This window comes from Saccharopolyspora gregorii, from assembly GCF_024734405.1.
GTDB classification, from domain to species: Bacteria; Actinomycetota; Actinomycetes; order Mycobacteriales; family Pseudonocardiaceae; genus Saccharopolyspora_C; species Saccharopolyspora_C gregorii.
On the sequence record NZ_CP059556.1, the window covers coordinates 1,027,658 to 1,045,784 of the forward strand.

Here is an 18,127-nt window from a genome sequence, read left to right on the forward strand (position 1 = left end):
ACATGAGAAATCGATCCCGCAGCGAGGGAACCGCTGAGGTTCCGCTACCCCAGTGCTACGCAGCAGAAGTAGAGCGACAGAGCTCAGCGGTCCGCGGCTCGGAGGGCGTTGCCTCGTTCCCAGGGGGCTGCTCGGCCGCGCGGGTCGGTGAGCTCGGGGAGCGCGGAGCGGGAGGGCTTCTCCTCGTCCGCGGAGGTCTCGGCAGCCCCGGTCTCGCCGGTGCCTGCCACCTCGTCCGGTTCCCAGCCCAGCAGGTCCGACACGGAAGCCGACTCGTCCCCGCCGAGCTCGGCGTCGGCGCCGTCGGCGGTGCGCTCCGGCTCGGTGCGCTTTGGCTCGGGGCGCCGCGGCTCGGCGAGCGCGCCCAGCGGATCCGCGGTCTGCTGCGCCACCGCGGTCGGCGTGCGCAGCGGCAACGTGGCACCCCGCACCGGGATCTCCAAACCGGCCGCCATCGCGACCGCGCGGTCCCACTCCGGGTCCCCGCTGTAGTCCGTGTGCCCCAGCACGCCCGGCACCCAGCGGCGGAACGAGAACGGCCCGCGCTGCGGATCCGGCAGCCAGTGGTCCCCGCCGAGCACCAGCGCACCCGTCGGCCCCCGCGTCGCAGGCGGCAGCGGGCCCTGCGTCCCGTCCGGCCGCAACCCGACGCCGATCAGCATCCCGTCGAAGACCTGCCGGTTCCAGGTGGTCACCGCGCCGCCCAGCGGATCGGTGCCCCGGCACAGCGACCGCCAGCGCCCGTTCAACGATCCGGCCAGATCCCGCAGCGACCCGTGCGGCACCACCCCCGGGAACGCCCGCGGATAGGCCCACTGCAGCTGGGAACCCGCGGTGACCAGTCCGACCCGTTCCCGGTCGGCCTCCGGCAGCGTCTCCAGCAGCCGCGCGGTCGCCACCGCCGCCAGCAGGCTGCCCTGGCTGTGGCCGACGAGCACCACCCGGGTGTCCGGCTCGGCGAGGTGCTCGGCCGCGCGCGCCGCCAGCTCCGGCACCACCTTCAGCGCGTAGCACGGCGGCACCACCGGGTGCGCCTCGCGCGGCCAGAACAAGGTGAGGTCGCACAGGATCCCCAGGTACCGCCCCGCGGTCCGCTCCTTCGCCGCCAGCTGCACCATCCGCAGCAGCCCCGCCGCGAGCAGACCCAGCGCCAGCACGCCCAGCGCCCGCAGCCAGTCCGCCCACTCGGTGCGCGGGAAACCCCACGCCCGCAGGGCCACCGCCAGCAGCGTGCTCGCGGTCAGCACCGCGGCGACCAGCAGCAGCACGTGGTGCGAGTAGCGGCGCTGCACGTCCGCGGTCCGCCACGAACCCGCCGCGTTGCGCTGGTCCTGCTGCCTGCCCGCGTGCAGCAGCGCCACCTGCTCGGGCACGTCCTCGACCCCGCTCGGCAACCAGCGGCGGACCAGCATCCAGCACCCCAGCGCGAGGCCGCCGACCAGCAGCAGCACCGCCGCGCTGCCCCAGAACAGCGCCACGTCGTCGTAGGCGTCCGGCAGCCGCAGCCGCTCCGGACCGCCCAGCGCCTGCCGGAGGCTCAGCGCGAGACCCGCGCCGAAACCGGCGCCCAGCATGCACGCCAGCATCAGCACCGGCGCCGCCATCCAGCCGCCCGCCCACGGGCGCAGCTCCCGCGGCACCGAAGCCCAGCCGGGCCGCGCCAGCAGCGCCGCCGGAACCAGCAGTGCCGCCACCGCCGAGCAGGTCAGCAGCAGTCCCACCGTGATCGCGTCCACGGTCGCCCCGGAACCCGGCAGCGGCGCGTTCAACGGCCCCGGCAGCACCGCCACCGCGAACAGCAGCACCGCGGCGGTCGCGACCACGACGCGGCGCGCGGTGCGGCTGAGCAGCCCGCGCACCACCGCGGCCACCGGGCCGGAACCCATCCCGCTCGGATCGTCCAGCAGCAGCGTGCCGCCCACCGACAGCACCAGCAGCAGTTCGGCGAGGATCCAGCGCGGATCGGGGTTCGGCGTCAGCGGCCCGCCCAGCGCGAGCACCGAGATCACGGCCAGCGCCCCCACCACGTGCAGCGCCCGCAGCGCAGGCGTGTCCGGATCGGCGACGACGTTCGCGCCCGGCAGCAGCGGGGCCCGCGCCGAGTGCTCGGCGGACTCGGTGCGCCCGCCGAACGTCCGCCACGAACCGGAGACCTGCCACGACACGCTGGAGAGCCGGTGCATCAGCAGCACGACCAGCCCGAGCAGCAGCATCGCCGGTACCGCACGTACCGCCGGCACGAGGCGCAACGACTCCGGCACCTCGTCCAGGCACGGCGAACCGGGGCGCAGGCACTGCGCGGCGAGCAGGTCCAGCAGCACCACGGCCAGCTGCGCGACGAACAGCATCGTCAGCAGCAGCGCGCCCACCCGCAGCAGCGCCCGCAGCAGGCGGGACAGCAGGGCACCGACGCGGTCGCCGGACCGGGGCGGCGGCAGCATCCAGTGCGCCACGTTGCTCAGCGCGAACGGGAACATCAGCGCCCAGCTGGCCTTCGCCCAGCCGCCGGAGGTCATGCCGCCCCACACGTAGCCCTCGACGATCCGGGGCACGGTGCGATCGCCCGCGGTGAGCATCGGGCCGGGCACGGGACGGCGCAGCCGGTCGGCGGGGCGCACGATGCGCCCCACCCCGTCGCCCGCCACGTCGACCGAGGCCACGGAGTCGGTGAGCGCGTCCCCGGTGGTCCCGAGGATGCCGTGCACCCGCAGCTCGACCACGCGGGTGTCGGGCCCCGGTATCTGCACTTGTGCCTCCTGGCCATCGGGTGTTGATCACTTGCCCGTGATTGTCCACCGCAGATCGACTCGTGGCGAGCCCTCGGCCACTCGATTGTGACGGCCTTCGCCCGCGCCTGTCCCCGGTTCGCCGTTGCTCGATCGAAATGCCAGGTCAGCGGATCGAGAAGGGCTTGCGCGCGCACGCAACCGGGCACGTCCGGGTGAGGTGCAGGCGTGTCGCGGGGCAGCGGCCGCGGTGCACCCACCCCCAGCGGGTGCACGGCGGCCGCCGGATGGCGGAACCGACCCCTCCGCGGTTCCTCCAGCCGCGATCAGGCCCCGCCGTTCAGGCCGTTGATGTCCCTGGCCTGCCCGATCTGCAGCACCGAGCCGCTGGTGGTGCCCGAGAAGTTGTTGTGCACGACCACCCCGCGCTGCGGCTCCGGCTCCACCGCGCGCCGCTGGTCCTGCTCCAGCCGTTCCCGGTCGACCCGCGCGGCGTCGACGCCGTCGAGCAGTTCCGGGTTCACCGAGTGCTTCGGGGTGTAGAGGTAAGCGTGGTCCTCGAAGTTCTTCACCTTGACCGCGTTCGCGGCGAACTGGGAGGCGCGCTTCTTGACGTAGCCGCCGCGGACGACGTCGGTGAACACCCGCTGGGACAGGATCGCGGCCACGTAGGTGACGTCCGCGTCGGAGGCGGTGAGGATGCGGCGCACCGGTTCCGCGTCGAGCAGCCGGTGGGTCTCGTTCATCGAGGTGGACAGCCCGCTCTCCGGCACCGGCCCGAGGTGGACGCTGGCGCGCAACCGCAGCTTGAGCGCGCGGTCCCGGGCGCGGACGACCTCGTCGTGCTCGTCGAGCACCTCGTTCAGCTCGTCCAGGAACGGGTCCACCAGGAACGGGGTGTCCATCGCGTCGACGCCGAAGTAGTAGCCGTCGCCGGTGGAACTGGCGAACACCTTCGTCTGCCACAGCCGGGAGAGCCCGCACTGCTCCAGGGCCCGCTCCAGCAGCTGCGGGATGTCCCGGCTGAGCCGCTCCTGGTGCGCGCTCGGGCTGAGGCTGAAGTCCTTGGTGTCCACGGCGAACACCGCGCGGTACGGCGGGAGCTGGCTGCTGCGCCGGGCGTTCGGACTGGGTGGCATGTCTCGTCCTTCCTGGAGCGGGAGCACCCGCGGGCCGGTGCTCGCCTGGGACCAGCATCGGGCGGGGGCGCGCGAACCGGCGTCCGATTTCGGACACCGCGGTGAGTGGTCGCGATCACATCTATCGGGATCGGTGGATCTCGTCCAGCAACGCCGCCGGATCGAGCACGTGCACCCCGCCCTGCTCGGTCCGCAGCAGGCCCAGCGCGCGGAAGTCGGCGAGGCTCGCCGCCACCGAACTCCGCGCCAGTCCCAGCAGGTCCGCCAGATCGCGTTGCGGCAGCGGCACGAAGTCGTCCTGCCCGGCGCCGGCCGTCAACCGGCACAGCAGCCACGCCACCTTCGACCGGGCCGACGAGCGGGACAGCTCCGAGATCATGCTGCCGTTCGACCGCAGCTTCATGCTCAAGTAGCCGGTCAGCTGGGTGCCCAGCCCGCGGCGGCGGACGAACGCGGTGAACTCGGGACCGCGCAGCCGCTGCCCGCGGCACTCCACCACCGCGAACGCGCTCGCCGACCGCGGTCGCTCGTCGATGGCGGCCTGCTCTCCGATGGTGTCGCCCGCGGCGCGCAGCGCCAGCAGCGACCGGCCGTGGTCCGCCCGCGCGCCGACCACCTTGCACAGCCCCGAGGTCAGCACGAACACGTGATCGCCGCCCTCGCCCTCGTTGAGCAGCGCCGCACCCGGCGCGCAGCGGAACGGCCCGCCGATGCGCAGCAGCTCGGCCCAGTCCGCGGCGGACAGGTGATCGCGAAAGCTGCGGTAGTCCTCGTCGAGCGCCACGGTGATCGATTCTGGAGCACCGGATCCGAGGTGGACGATTTTCGCGCCAGGTCAACCCTAATGGCGGTCCGCGGCCCTCGGCTGCGTATCGTCCCCGCCGTGGGGCGGCTGATCGTGATCGAAGGACTGGACGGGGCGGGCAAGCGCACGCTCGTCGACGGGCTCACCGCCCGGCTGCTGGAACGCGGCCGCAGCGTCGCGCACGCCGCCTTCCCCCGCTACACCGCCGACGTGCACGCCGAACTCGTCGCCGAAGCGCTGCACGGCGAGCACGGCGACCTCGGCGCCTCCGTGCACGGGATGGCCGTGCTGTACGCGCTGGACCGGCGCGGCGCCGCCGACGACCTGCGCGCCGACCTCGCCGCGCACGACGTGGTGCTGCTGGACCGCTACGTCGCCTCCAACGCCGCCTACGGCGCCGCCCGGCTGGGCCAGGACGTGGACGGCGACTTCGTGCGCTGGGTGCGGGAGCTGGAGGTGGAGCGCTTCGGGTTGCCGCGCCCCGACCTGCAACTGCTGCTGCAGGTGCCCGCCGACGTGGCCGCCGGGCGCGCCGAGCACCGCGAACGCACCGAGACCCGCCGCCGCGACCGGTTCGAGTCCGACTCCTCGCTGCAGCAGCGCTGCGCCGAGCTCTACGCGCGGCTCGCCGAGACCGGCTGGTGGTCGCCGTGGCTGGTCGTCGACGGCTCCGCGCGGCCCGACCACGAGGCGCTGGCCGCCCGCGTCCTCGGCTGACCGGCCACCGAGCTCCGCGGTGCCGTCGCCCGCGGCCGACTCCCCCGTTCGGCGGTACACCGCGCTCCGCGTTCGGTGCAGGCGCGACGACCTGCGGTGACGATCGGCGGGTGCTGCACGCCCCGGGAGTGAGAAGTGCAACCATGTGGGGCATGAAGGCGCGCGTGCTCGTGGTGGACGACGATCCGGCCCTGGCCGAAATGCTGACCATCGTCCTGCGGGGCGAGGGGTTCGAGACAGCCGTGGTCAGCGACGGCACCAAGGCGATGCCCGCGCTGCGCGAACTGAAACCCGACCTGGTGCTGCTCGACCTCATGCTGCCCGGCATGAACGGCATCGACGTGTGCAAGGCGATCCGCACCGAATCCGTGGTGCCCATCGTCATGCTCACCGCGAAGAGCGACACCGTGGACGTGGTGCTCGGGCTCGAATCCGGCGCCGACGACTACGTCGTCAAGCCCTTCAAGCCGAAGGAGCTCGTCGCGCGGCTGCGCGCCCGGCTGCGCCGCACCGACGCCGAACCCGCCGAGGTCCTCGCCATCGGCGACCTCAGCATCGACGTCCCCGGCCACGAGGTCACCCGCGACGGCGTGCCCATCGCGCTCACGCCCCTGGAGTTCGACCTGCTCGTGGCGCTGGCCCGCAAACCGCGCCAGGTGTTCACCCGCGAAGTGCTGCTCGAACAGGTCTGGGGCTACCGGCACGCCGCCGACACCCGCCTGGTCAACGTCCACGTGCAACGGCTGCGGTCCAAGGTCGAGCGCGACCCGGAACGGCCCGAGGTGGTGCTGACGGTCCGCGGCGTCGGGTACAAGGCCGGCCCCCCGTGATCCGGAGACCGGCGCGTTGAGCGGATGGGCGAGCCGGGGCGGCGTGCTGCACCGGTGGGGGGCGCGCGCCCGCGTCGAGGTCCGCGAGCGCTGGCAGCGCTTCGAACGCGTGTGGCGGCGGTCCATGCAGCTGCGCGTCGTCGTCAGCACGCTCGCGCTGTCGTCCGTGGTCATCTGCGTGCTCGGGATGGTGCTGCAGACGCAGATCACCTACCAGCTGATGACCGCGAAGGAAGACGCCGCGATCTCGCAGGTCCGCTACAGCCTGCCCGTGCTGGAACGCGAGCTGACCGCGGTCGACCCGAACTCCGACGACGTCTCCCAGCAGCTCGAACAAGCGCTCAACCGGCTCACCACGCCCAACTCGGGACGCCCCAGCACCGAAGCCTCCGCGGGCGCCTTCGACCCGGTGCTCGTCGACGGCTCCGACGCCGAATCCGAGGCGCAGCCCTCCGCCGGTCCCATCGACGACGTGCCCGAGGAACTGCGCCGGTTCGTCGAGCAGGGCGAGCTCGCCAAGCAGATCACCACCGTGCAGCGCGGACCCGAGCCGGTCACGATGCTCGTCGTCGGCACCCCCGTGGACAGCTCGACCCGGGCCCTGCAGGCCTACCTGCTGTTCCCGCTGACGTCCGAGAAGGACACCCTCAACGTCGTGCAGAGCACGCTGCTCGTCGGCGGTCTCGTGCTCGTGGTGCTGCTCGGCGCCATCACCAACCTCGTCACCCGCCAAGTGGTGCGCCCCGTGCGGCAGGCCGCGGAGAACGCCGCGCGGCTCGCCGACGGCGACCTCGACCAGCGGATGCGGGTGATCGGCGAGGACGACGTGGCCCGGCTGGCCGAATCCTTCAACGAGATGGCCGACAGCCTCAAGCAGCAGATCAAGCAGCTGGAGGAGTTCGGCCAGCTGCAGCGCCGCTTCACCTCCGACGTCTCGCACGAACTGCGCACCCCGCTGACCACCGTCCGGATGGCCGCCGACGTGCTGCACGCCTCCCGCGAGCAGTTCCCGCCCGGGCTGGCCCGCTCCACCGAACTCCTCGTCGACGAGCTCGACCGGTTCGAATCACTGCTCGCCGACCTGCTGGAGATCTCCCGGCTCGACGCGGGCGTCGCCGAACTCTCCGCGGAACCGCTCGACCTGCCCGCCATCGTGCAGCGCGCCGTCGACTCGGTGCGCGGCATCGCCGAGACCAGCGGCGTCCCGCTGCGCGTCGAAGTGCCCGCCGTCGACCTCGACCTCGTCGCGGACGCGCGCCGCGTCGAGCGGATCGTGCGCAACCTCATCGCCAACGCCATCGACCACGCCGAAGGCGGACCCGTCGAAGTGCGCTTCGGCGCCGGCCAGGACGCCGTCGCCGTCAGCATCCGCGACTACGGCGTCGGCCTGCGGCCCGGCGAAGCGGAACTCGTGTTCACCCGGTTCTGGCGCGCCGACCCGTCCCGCAACCGGCGCACCGGCGGCACCGGGCTCGGCCTGTCCATCAGCTCCGAGGACGCCCGGCTGCACGGCGGCGTGCTCGACGCGTGGGGCGAGCCGGGCTCCGGATCCTGCTTCCGGCTCACCCTGCCGCGCGAACCCGGCCGCGAGTTCGGCGAAAGCCCGCTGGCCCTGCCGTCGGGACGGCGCATCGCCGCACCCGGCGCGCTGCTCGCCCGCACCGTCGACGCGCACGCCGACGGCGAACCCGCCGTCCGCGACACCGGCCCGGCACGGCTGTCCGAACCGGCCCCGGCCGAGCCCCCGCCGCACGCCCGGCCGGCCCGGGCACGGCTCGAACCGGGACGTTCCGACCGGGCCGGGGAACAGGTCGCCGAACGAGGTGGGGAGGACCCGAGATGATCAGCCGCCGGCTCGTCGCGCTCGCCGTGGCGGTGCTCCCGCTCGCCGCCTGCGCCTCCATCCCGGAACGCTCCGACCCGATGGCCGTGCCGCTGACCGACCACGGCGTCTCCCGCACCACCACGCCGGAACCGCCGCGCGCCACCGATCCCGTCGACATCGTGCGCAGCTTCGTCGACTCCGGCTCCACCCGGGAGACCGGCTACGCGTTCGCCCGCACCCACCTCATCCCCGAAGCCGAGCGGCGCTGGGAACCGGCGAGCTCCGTGCTCATCGTCGACAACATCGACACCATCCCGGTGCCCCCCGCCCCGGGCCAGCCCGACGGGGAACGCCTCGTCAGCCTGCAGGCCGACCGGGTCGGGCGGCTGCGCGCCGATTCCTCCTTCGTGCCCGAGACCGGGCCGTACGAAGTGCGCGTCCCCGTGCAGCGGGGCCGGGACGGCCGGTGGCTGATCGCCGCGCCGCCGTCCGACATGGTCATCAGCCGCACCTCGTTCGAGAACGACTTCATGCCGGTGCCGATCTACTTCGCCGACCACGACGGCACCGGCGTCGTCCCCGACCTGCGGTGGATCGGATCGCAACCCGACAGCACGCTGCCGCGGCGCGTCGTCGAGCTGCTCATCGGCGGCCCGTCCGAGGGCTTCGAGAAGGCGATGGGCAGCAAGCTGCCGCCGAACGCGAGCCTCAAGACCAACGCCACCGAAGCCGACGACGGTGCGCTCGTGGTCAACCTCGGCGAACTCGGCGAACCCGACCTCGAAGCCCGCCGGATGATCGCCGCCCAGGTGGTGCTGTCGCTGCAGAGCGTCAGCAAGGCGCGCGTCCGGCTCCAGGAGGACGGGGTCGAGCTGCTGCCCGGCAAGCGGGACCTGCAACCCGCCGACGTCGCCTCCTACGAGAGCGACAACGCGTTGCGCCCCGGCACGCCCGGCCTCGTCGTGATCGGTGAACGGCTGCACGCGCTCGACGAGGACACCCGGCCCGTGCCCGGCCCCGCGGGGTCCGGTGCGCTGGAAGTCCTGCAAGGCGCGCAATCCATCGACGGCACCCGGCTCGCGGCGGCCACCCGCAACCCGTCCGGCCAGGTCGACCTGCGGATCGGCGCGTACGGCTCCGCCGACCTGCCCGCGGTCCCGCTCACCGGCAGCTTCATGTCCCGCCCCACCTGGCGCGACGACAACGAGGTGTGGACCGTGGTCAACGGGCGCGGGGTGTTCCGCGCGATCGAGGAGAACGGCAGCTGGACCGTCCGGCCGGTCGACGTCGCCGAGTTCGCAGGCGGACGGGAGATCAAGGAACTGCGGCTCTCGCACGACGGGACCCGGGCCGTCGGCGTCGTCGACGGGACCATCGTCGTCGCCGGGGTCGTCGACGAGGACGGCCGCGTCGCGCTGCGGCACCCCGTGGTGCTCGGCGCCGACCGCGGTTTCGATGTCACCCACGTCGACTGGCTCACCGACCGGTCGCTCGTCGCCACCACCGACGGATCCTCCCCGGTCATGGAGGTGTCCGTCGACGGGTTCAAGTGGACCGGGTACGCGTCCGCGAACCTCACCCAGCCGATCAACGCCGTCACCGTCGGGCCGGGCAAGCGCGTCGTCGTCGCCGACCAGAGCTGGCTGTGGGAGGCCGGGGAGCCGAAGGCGGTGTGGAGCGTGCTGCCCGGCCAGATCGGCGGCAACTCGATCCCGTTCTTCCCCGGCTGATCCTGGTCCTGCTGCGTCGACGGGCGGGGGCGGACTCCCCGCTGCGGGAACCGTCGGCACTGGAGGCTGCGCGGCAGGGGAGAACGCCGTTCCCGCGAGGACACCGCTGCACCCGAGGGAGTCCTGTTGCTCCGGTGGCCGGCCGCGCCGCTGACGGGATCGACGGCCCCGGTTCGCGGCGGTGCCGCCGACTCGCTCCGGTGTGTCGGATGGGGAGATCGCGCAGGATCGGGGCGTGCGTGGATCGGGTGAGCAGTGGGGGAGAGCGGGCGGGGCCGTCGCGGTCGCGATCGGTGGACTGGTGGATCTGGTGCTGCCGCTGCGGTGCGCCGGGTGCGCGCGGCCCGGTACCGGGTGGTGCACCGGCTGCGGCCGGGAACTCGGCGGGCTGCGCAAGGTGGTCCGCGAGCTGCCCGCGCCGCCCGGCGGTCGGGCCCCGATGCCGCCGGTGTTCGCGCTCGGCCGGTACCGCGGCGCCGCGCGGCACGCCATCATCGCGTACAAGGTCGCCGGCCGCCGTGACCTGGCCGAACCCTTCGGCCGCGCGCTCGCCGACGGGCTCGGCGGGATCGCCGGGTGGGAACCGGAGCTCGTGTCCGCCGCCCGGGCAGTGCCTGCGGCGGCCGGACCGTCCGATCCGAGCCGAGCGGTCGAGGCCCCGCGCTGGAACCTGGTGCCCGCCCCGTCGCGCCCGATCACCTCGCGCCGCCGGGGCGGTGCGCACATGAGCCGGGTGGCACGCCGGGCCGCCGCCGCGCTCGTCGACCGCGGCGCGGACGCGACCGTCGCCGACTGCCTGACCACCGGACCCGGCGCCCGCGACTCGGCGGGCCGCACCGCGCAGCAGCGGCTGCGCGACCTGGCGGGCCGCTCGGCGGTGCTGCTGGACCGCGCGCCCCCGCCGGGAGAGCCGGTGCTGCTGGTCGACGACGTGCTCACCACCGGCGCCACGATCGCGAGCTCGGTGGGTGCGCTGGCGGTCCACGGCGTGCCGGTCACCGCGGTCCTGGTGCTGACCGCGACCGGTGGCTGACCCGTTCGTGCGGACCGGCGTCCGGGGTGGAACTCCGCCCGGCCCTTCGTTCGTTCAGGGGGTATGAGCAGTCGACAGGATCCGGCGCCGGTCGCCCCGACCGGCGGGGACCGGGCATGGCGCCCGTTGCGGCAGGTAGCCGCAAGTCGATCTAGCTTCCCCCGAACGAGTGAGACGAGTGGGATGGGGCACGCCGATGGAACGCGCTACGCGAGCCTCGCGCGTCGCCCGCTCAGCCCCGCACATCACGCTCGGTGGCGGCTTGACGTCGCCCGTCTCGGGGGCTGTTTCCCGTTGGCGAAGTTAGCTAACGTGCCTGCATTCAGTCGTACCCGGGCTTTCGGGAAGGAGTGAAAACCCCATGTCCCTGGCGCCGGAAGCGAGCTGAGAACACCGCTGCACCGGCGCCTCCGTGCGGACACGTCCACGGGATGTACGCGAGGAACGGAGGTCGTGAATGGACATCGTCGTCAAGGGTCGCAACGTTGAGGTTCCCGAGCACTACCGGGAGCACATCGCTGAGAAGCTGACCCGGCTGGAGCGCTACGACAGGAAGACCATTCGGGCGGACGTGGAGTTGTTCCACGAACGCAACCCGCGACAGGCGAAGAGCTGCCAGCGCGTCGAGATCACCCTGAAGAGCCGCGGCCCCGCAGTGCGGGCCGAAGCGTGCGCAGGTGACTTCTACGCCGCGCTCGACTCGGCGACGAGCAAGCTGGAGAACCGGCTCCGCCGCATGCACGACCGCAGAAAGGTCCACTACGGCCGGCACAAGTCCACCTCCGTCGCCGAGGCCACCTCGGCGAACACCTCCCAGACCGTCGCGGCGGCGGGTTCCAGCGCCGTCGGATTGCTCGAAGCCCCCGCGGAGGAAGCAGTGGAAGCCGACGTCGATATCGACCTCCCCGCAGGCACCGGCGCGACCGGGACCGGCCGCGGTGTCCCCCAGCCGCGCGGCAGCTCCGACGACGGCTACGAACCGGGCCGGATCGTCCGGGAGAAGGAGCACACCGCCACACCCATGACCGTCGACCAAGCCCTCTACGAGATGGAACTGGTCGGCCACGACTTCTACCTGTTCTCCGACGCCGACACCGGCTGCGCGAGCGTGGTGTACCGGCGCCGAGGATTCGACTACGGGGTGATCCGGCTGGCAGGCTGACCCGATGATCGACCGGGCGTCCGGCGAGTCTGCGCCAGCGCCCGACCCCGCCGACCGTCCCCCGCGTACCGTGTGCGCGGGGGACGGTCGCCGTCCGGGGCCCGGTACCGACCGATCGCTCCTCGGGAATCGCCCACCGGGTGACCCGGCTCTAATACGATGACCACAAGGCGTCCTTGACGGGCGCATCACGATCAGCTAGTGAGGTCGACCGGATGGTCCTGTCCCGACTGCTCCGCGCCGGCGAGGGCAAGACGCTCAAGCGCCTCCGCGCCATCGCGAAGCACATCAACGAGCTCGAAGACGAAGTGCTCGCGCTCTCCGACGCAGAACTGCGGGCCAAGACCGACGAGTTCAAGCGCCGCTACAACGACGGCGAGACCCTGGACGAACTGCTGCCCGAGGCGTTCACGGTGGCACGCGAAGGTGCGCACCGCACCCTCGGCCAGCGGCACTACGACGTCCAGCTCATGGGTGGCGCGGCCCTGCACCTCGGCCAGATCGCCGAGATGCGCACCGGTGAGGGCAAGACCCTGACCTGCGTCCTGCCCGCTTACCTGAACGCCATCGCGGGCAAGGGCGTCCACGTCGTCACGGTCAACGACTACCTGGCCAAGCGCGACTCCGACTGGATGGGCCGCGTGCACCGCTTCCTGGGGCTCGACGTCGGCGCGATCACCGCCGACATGACCCCGGAGCAGCGCCGTGCCGCCTACGAAGCGGACATCACCTACGGCACGAACAACGAGTTCGGCTTCGACTACCTGCGCGACAACATGGCGTGGAGCCTGTCCGACTGCGTGCAGCGCGGGCACTTCTTCTCCATCGTCGACGAGGTCGACTCGATCCTCATCGACGAGGCCCGCACGCCGCTGATCATCTCCGGCCCCGCCGACCAGTCCTCGCGCTGGTACCAGGAGTTCGCGCGGCTCGCGCCGATGCTGCACAAGGACGTCCACTACGAGGTCGACGAGCGCAAGCGCACCGTCGGCGTCACCGAGGACGGCGTCACGATCATCGAGGACCAGCTCGGGATCGAGAACCTCTACGAGGCCGCGAACACCCCGCTGGTCGGCTACCTGAACAACGCGCTCAAGGCCAAGGAGCTCTACAAGCGCGACAAGGACTACATCGTCCGCGACGGCGAAGTCACCATCGTCGACGAGTTCACCGGCCGAATCCTGCACGGTCGCCGCTACAACGAGGGCATGCACCAGGCGATCGAGGCCAAGGAAGGCGTCGAGATCAAGGCCGAGAACCAGACGCTGGCCACGATCACGCTGCAGAACTACTTCCGCCTCTACGAGAAGCTGGCCGGCATGACCGGTACGGCCCAGACGGAGGCCGCGGAGTTCCAGGGCACCTACAAGCTCGGCGTCGTCAGCATCCCGACGAACGAGCCGATGGCCCGCAAGGACCAGCCCGACCTGGTCTACAAGAGCGAGGCCGCCAAGTTCGAGGCCGTCGCCGAGGACATCGAGGAGAAGCACCGCACCGGGCAGCCGGTGCTGGTCGGCACCACCAGCGTCGAGCGCTCCGAGCACCTGGCGAAGCTGCTGACGAAGAAGGGCGTGCCGCACAGCGTGCTCAACGCCAAGCACCACGAGTCCGAGGCGGGCATCGTCGCCGAGGCGGGGCGCAAGGGCGCGGTCACGGTCGCCACCAACATGGCGGGCCGCGGTACCGACATCGTGCTCGGCGGCAACGTCGACCACATCGCCGACGCCGAGCTGCGGCGCCACGGCCTCGACCCGGTGCAGCACCGCGAGCAGTACGAGGCGGAGTGGCCGGGCGTCGTCGAGAAGGTCAAGGCCCAGGTGAAGGCGGAGGCCGAAGAGGTCCGCGCCGCGGGCGGCCTGTACGTGCTGGGCACCGAGCGGCACGAGTCGCGCCGCATCGACAACCAGCTGCGCGGTCGTTCCGGCCGCCAGGGCGACCCCGGTGAGTCCCGCTTCTACCTGTCGCTCGGCGACGAGCTGATGCGCCGGTTCAACGCGGCCATGGTCGAGACGGTGATGACCCGGCTGAAGGTGCCGGACGACGTGCCGATCGAGAACAGCATGGTCACCAAGGCCATCCGCAGCGCTCAGACCCAGGTCGAGCAGCAGAACATGGAGATCCGCAAGAACGTCCTCAAGTACGACGAGGTCATGAACCAGCAGCGCACGGTGATCTACGCCGAGCGCCGCCGGGTCCTGGAGGGCGAGGACCTGCGCGAGCAGGTCCGCCACATGATCAAGGACGTGACCGCGGCCTACGTCGGCGGCGCCACCGCCGAGGGCTACGCCGAGGACTGGGACTTCGACAAGCTCTGGACGGCGCTGAAGGCGCTGTACCCGGTCCAGCTGGACTGGGAGGAGCTGGTCGAGTCCGAGGAGGACGTCAGCAAGGAGCTGCTCCAGGAAGCCGTCCTCAACGACGCCTGGGACGCCTACGACCGCCGCGAGGCCGAGGTCGACGGCAAGGTCGGCACGGGCGCCATGCGTGAGCTGGAGCGCCGGGTGGTGCTGAGCGTGCTGGACCGCAAGTGGCGCGAGCACCTCTACGAGATGGACTACCTGAAGGAAGGCATCGGACTGCGTGCCATGGCGCAGCGCGACCCGCTGGTGGAGTACCGGCGGGAAGGCTTCGACATGTTCCACGCGATGCTGGAGGCGTTGAAGGAGGAGTCGATCAGCTTCTTGTTCAACGTGCAGGTGGAGGCGGCCGAGCCGGAGCCCGCTCCGGAGCAGCCGTCGGTGCCGGTGTCGGTGAGCCGTTCCGACGGGTCCGACTTCCCGACCGACGTGCAGCCGGCCGTCGCGCGCGAACCGCGGGGCGCCGCCGCTGCGCAGCCGACCGGCGAGGCCGCGCAGCCGCGGTCCAAGCGCGCCAGGGCGGCCGGACCGGCGATGAGCCAGCTCGGCGGTGGCACGGTCGGCGGCGACGGCACGCAGAACGCGTTCGGCGGGCAGGGCTTCGGCGCTCCGCCGCAGCGTCCCCGGCTGAACTACTCCGGCCCCAGCGAGTCGGGCGAGGTGCGCACCAACACCGAGCGCGGCACCGGTGAGGACGCCAACGGCGGTACCCGGCGCGAGCGCCGTGCCGCGGCCCGGGAAGAGGCCAAGAAGAACAAGCGGAACTGACCTTCCGCCCGAAGCACCACCGCGGCGCCCCGCACTCCCCGTCGAGTGCGGGGCGCCGTCGTGTCGGGGCCCGGCCTTCAGACGGCGGCCAGGAAGGTGCACAGCCATCCCGCCTCACCCCGCTCCCAGCGCAGCACGACCGCGCGGGTCCGCTTCGGAGAGGAGATGACCGCGCAGCCCTCGACCAGGTCCGCGCCCACCGGACGCGCGTGCAAGGAGTGCAGCCGGGCCCGCGGCTCGTGCAGGACCTGCCGCAGCGCGTTCGACTTGAGCAGGGCGTGCACGGCGGGGGAGATCCGGGACTTGATCTGGCTGAGCGGCCGACGACCGAGCAGCACGTCCACCACCGGTTCGCCGAGCCTGGCCGCGAGCGCGCCGGAGCTGCGGTCGGCCGGTGCACCGGCCGGGTTGGCGAACAGGGTGCGCCGTGGAACGGCCGGCGCTCGTTCCGGGACCGTGCGTTCTGGCACCGTGCGTTCTCGGGCCGGGCGGACCGGAGCCGGGATGACCGCGGAAGCGTGGACCGGGACCGGGTGACCGGAAACCGCGGGCACCGGTTCTCGGCGGACCGGGTTCCCGGTGGAGCGAGCAGTGGGCGGCAGCGGTGTGGCGGGGGCGAGCATGGCACCTCCAGGGCGGTTCGCGGCGACCGGAGTCGGCCGGTCTCGTGGGGTAGAGGGCCGAGACCCCGGATCGCGGTCGTCTCCCGGCGAGATCGCCCCGAAGGTGTGAGCCGAGGCCCGAGCCGGCGCAACCCGGCGTTCATCCGCCGTGACCTGCGATTTCCCCTTAAGAGGGGGGTGGTGTTCAGGGCCCTGTGGGCGTCCTGTAGATTTCTTTCTGCCAGCACGGAACGGGCCGAAAACGAATCGGGCCGGGTGCGGCGGGGTCGCGAAACGGGCTTCCAGGTGACTGGTAGAGTGAGCGGCCGGATGGATCAACTCTAAACGGCAGGCCGGTGGCGGATGTTTCGCCTGTGGGTGTGGCGGGATGCGGGAACGCGGAACTGACCCCCCTGAAACGGCCGGAAATCGGGCCTGCTAGAGTTTGAAACATCGCAAGAACGAAAGACGAAATAACGACTCCCCGGAGTTCGCGGCCCTGATTGAGGGTTGTGGGTGATGGTGTGGGTGTGTTCTTTGAGAACTCAACAGCGTGCCGATGATGGTGAGTGGTAAACTCATCTTGATGAATTACATGCCTCGGCTTTCTTCGGATTGCTGGGGTGCCTCGTTTATTTCGGGGCAGGATTTTCTCTAAGACATTGTTGGAGAGTTTGATCCTGGCTCAGGACGAACGCTGGCGGCGTGCTTAACACATGCAAGTCGAACGCTGAAGCCCTTCGGGGTGGATGAGTGGCGAACGGGTGAGTAACACGTGGGTAATCTGCCCTGCACTCTGGGATAAGCCTTGGAAACGGGGTCTAATACCGGATAGGACACGTGGCCGCATGGTCTGCGTGTGGAAAGTTCCGGCGGTGCAGGTTGAGCCCGCGGCCTATCAGCTTGTTGGTGGGGTGATGGCCTACCAAGGCGACGACGGGTAGCCGGCCTGAGAGGGTGACCGGCCACACTGGGACTGAGACACGGCCCAGACTCCTACGGGAGGCAGCAGTGGGGAATCTTGCGCAATGGGCGAAAGCCTGACGCAGCAACGCCGCGTGGGGGATGACGGCCTTCGGGTTGTAAACCTCTTTCGACATCGACGAAGCCTTCGGGTGACGGTAGGTGTAGAAGAAGCACCGGCTAACTACGTGCCAGCAGCCGCGGTAATACGTAGGGTGCGAGCGTTGTCCGGAATTATTGGGCGTAAAGAGCTCGTAGGCGGTTTGTCGCGTCGGCCGTGAAAACCTGCCGCTTAACGGTGGGCGTGCGGTCGATACGGGCAGACTTGAGTTCGGTAGGGGAGACTGGAATTCCTGGTGTAGCGGTGAAATGCGCAGATATCAGGAGGAACACCGGTGGCGAAGGCGGGTCTCTGGGCCGATACTGACGCTGAGGAGCGAAAGCGTGGGGAGCGAACAGGATTAGATACCCTGGTAGTCCACGCCGTAAACGGTGGGCGCTAGGTGTGGGGACTGTTTCCACGGTTCCTGTGCCGTAGCTAACGCATTAAGCGCCCCGCCTGGGGAGTACGGCCGCAAGGCTAAAACTCAAAGGAATTGACGGGGGCCCGCACAAGCGGCGGAGCATGTGGATTAATTCGATGCAACGCGAAGAACCTTACCTGGGTTTGACATGCACAGGATCGCCCCTGAGAGGGGGTTTCCCTTGTGGCCTGTGTGCAGGTGGTGCATGGCTGTCGTCAGCTCGTGTCGTGAGATGTTGGGTTAAGTCCCGCAACGAGCGCAACCCTTGTCCTGTGTTGCCAGCACGTGATGGTGGGGACTCGCAGGAGACTGCCGGGGTCAACTCGGAGGAAGGTGGGGATGACGTCAAGTCATCATGCCCCTTATGCCCAGGGCTTCACACATGCTACAATGGCTGGTACAGAGGGTGGCGATACCGTGAGGTGGAGCGAATCCTTAAAGCCGGTCTCAGTTCGGATCGGGGTCTGCAACTCGACCCCGTGAAGTCGGAGTCGCTAGTAATCGCAGATCAGCAGTGCTGCGGTGAATACGTTCCCGGGCCTTGTACACACCGCCCGTCACGTCATGAAAGTCGGTAACACCCGAAGCCCATGGCCCAACCGGTTCGCCCGGGGGGAGTGGTCGAAGGTGGGACTGGCGATTGGGACGAAGTCGTAACAAGGTAGCCGTACCGGAAGGTGCGGCTGGATCACCTCCTTTCTAAGGAGCAATACACGTCCGCGAACGCTGGCCCTGTGGGGGTGGTGTTGGTGGGGTGTCCAGGGTTGAGAAGGCATGTGTTCTTCTGTTCTGGGTGCTCAAGGATTTAGTGGAAATGCCACTCGGAGTTTTCGTCATCGTGCACGCTGTTGGGTGTCTGAGAGGACACACTGGTGACCGTGGCCTGTTTGTGGGTTGTGGTTGGTGTCTTGTCGGTTGTTGTTTGAGAACTGTATAGTGGATGCGA

At 70.8% G+C, this 18,127-nt stretch carries 11 protein-coding genes and 1 rRNA gene; 8 read left to right on the plus strand and 4 right to left on the minus strand.

What is annotated here, in order from left to right; genetic code table 11:
- Positions 1-83: 83 nt before the first annotated feature.
- The 3 genes from H1226_RS04435 to H1226_RS04445 all read right to left on the minus strand — a co-directional run bounded on the left by H1226_RS04435 (position 84) and on the right by H1226_RS04445 (position 4,649).
- Positions 84-2,747: a cutinase family protein gene (locus H1226_RS04435; RefSeq protein WP_258347373.1), complete on the minus strand. Its 2,664-nt coding sequence runs from the start codon at positions 2,745-2,747 to the stop codon at positions 84-86.
- A 305-nt stretch (positions 2,748-3,052) separates the two neighbouring features.
- Positions 3,053-3,865: a hypothetical protein gene (locus tag H1226_RS04440; protein ID WP_258347375.1), complete on the minus strand. Its 813-nt coding sequence runs from the start codon at positions 3,863-3,865 to the stop codon at positions 3,053-3,055.
- Positions 3,866-3,986: 121 nt separating this feature from the next.
- Positions 3,987-4,649: a Crp/Fnr family transcriptional regulator gene (locus tag H1226_RS04445; protein WP_258347376.1), complete on the minus strand. Its 663-nt coding sequence runs from the start codon at positions 4,647-4,649 to the stop codon at positions 3,987-3,989.
- Positions 4,650-4,748: 99 nt separating this feature from the next.
- On the opposite strand from H1226_RS04445, the gene H1226_RS04450 reads away from it, so the two are divergent.
- The 7 genes from H1226_RS04450 (at position 4,749) to secA (ending at position 15,092) form a co-directional block, all read left to right on the plus strand.
- Positions 4,749-5,387 carry a dTMP kinase gene (locus H1226_RS04450; RefSeq protein ID WP_258347377.1) on the plus strand — a complete coding sequence of 213 codons (639 nt, stop codon included), beginning with the start codon at positions 4,749-4,751 and terminating at the stop codon, positions 5,385-5,387.
- 152 nt (positions 5,388-5,539) lie between these two features.
- Positions 5,540-6,217, plus strand: a complete 678-nt coding sequence (gene mtrA / locus H1226_RS04455; protein WP_224959260.1) for an MtrAB system response regulator MtrA — start codon at positions 5,540-5,542, stop codon at positions 6,215-6,217.
- Between the two features lie 16 nt (positions 6,218-6,233).
- On the plus strand, positions 6,234-8,060 hold the full coding sequence (gene mtrB / locus H1226_RS04460; protein WP_373690012.1) for an MtrAB system histidine kinase MtrB: 1,827 nt from the start codon (positions 6,234-6,236) through the stop codon (positions 8,058-8,060).
- The gene (locus H1226_RS04465) at positions 8,057-9,772 is read left to right on the plus strand and encodes an LpqB family beta-propeller domain-containing protein (protein ID WP_258347378.1); all 1,716 of its coding nucleotides are present in this window, start codon (positions 8,057-8,059) and stop codon (positions 9,770-9,772) included. The genes mtrB and H1226_RS04465 overlap by 4 nt, the downstream gene beginning before the upstream one ends.
- Before the next feature lie 235 nt (positions 9,773-10,007).
- Positions 10,008-10,805 (plus strand): ComF family protein, encoded by a 798-nt coding sequence (locus H1226_RS04470; RefSeq protein WP_258347379.1) that lies wholly within the window; start codon positions 10,008-10,010, stop codon positions 10,803-10,805.
- A 457-nt stretch (positions 10,806-11,262) separates the two neighbouring features.
- Positions 11,263-11,967, plus strand: a complete 705-nt coding sequence (hpf, locus tag H1226_RS04475) for a ribosome hibernation-promoting factor, HPF/YfiA family (protein WP_224959257.1) — start codon at positions 11,263-11,265, stop codon at positions 11,965-11,967.
- A gap of 215 nt (positions 11,968-12,182) precedes the next feature.
- Positions 12,183-15,092 (plus strand): preprotein translocase subunit SecA, encoded by a 2,910-nt coding sequence (gene secA / locus H1226_RS04480; protein ID WP_258347381.1) that lies wholly within the window; start codon positions 12,183-12,185, stop codon positions 15,090-15,092.
- A 77-nt stretch (positions 15,093-15,169) separates the two neighbouring features.
- On the opposite strand, the gene H1226_RS04485 is transcribed toward secA, so the two are convergent.
- Complete coding sequence (locus H1226_RS04485) at positions 15,170-15,562, minus strand: Rv3235 family protein (RefSeq protein ID WP_258347383.1); 393 nt, start codon at positions 15,560-15,562, stop codon at positions 15,170-15,172.
- Positions 15,563-16,356: 794 nt separating this feature from the next.
- Between H1226_RS04485 and H1226_RS04490 the strand changes: the two genes are divergently transcribed.
- Positions 16,357-17,880, plus strand: a 16S ribosomal RNA gene (locus tag H1226_RS04490).
- The last annotated feature ends 247 nt before the right edge of the window (positions 17,881-18,127 follow it).

Excerpts from the sequence above, each read along its gene's own strand:
- hpf (WP_224959257.1), top strand. The coding sequence starts at position 11,263 with ATGGACATCGTCGTCAAGGGTCGCAACGTTGAGGTTCCCGAGCACTAC.
- mtrA (WP_224959260.1), top strand. The coding sequence starts at position 5,540 with ATGAAGGCGCGCGTGCTCGTGGTGGACGACGATCCGGCCCTGGCCGAA.
- secA (WP_258347381.1), top strand. The coding sequence starts at position 12,183 with ATGGTCCTGTCCCGACTGCTCCGCGCCGGCGAGGGCAAGACGCTCAAG.
- H1226_RS04440 (WP_258347375.1), bottom strand. The coding sequence starts at position 3,865 with ATGCCACCCAGTCCGAACGCCCGGCGCAGCAGCCAGCTCCCGCCGTAC.
- H1226_RS04465 (WP_258347378.1), top strand. The coding sequence starts at position 8,057 with ATGATCAGCCGCCGGCTCGTCGCGCTCGCCGTGGCGGTGCTCCCGCTC.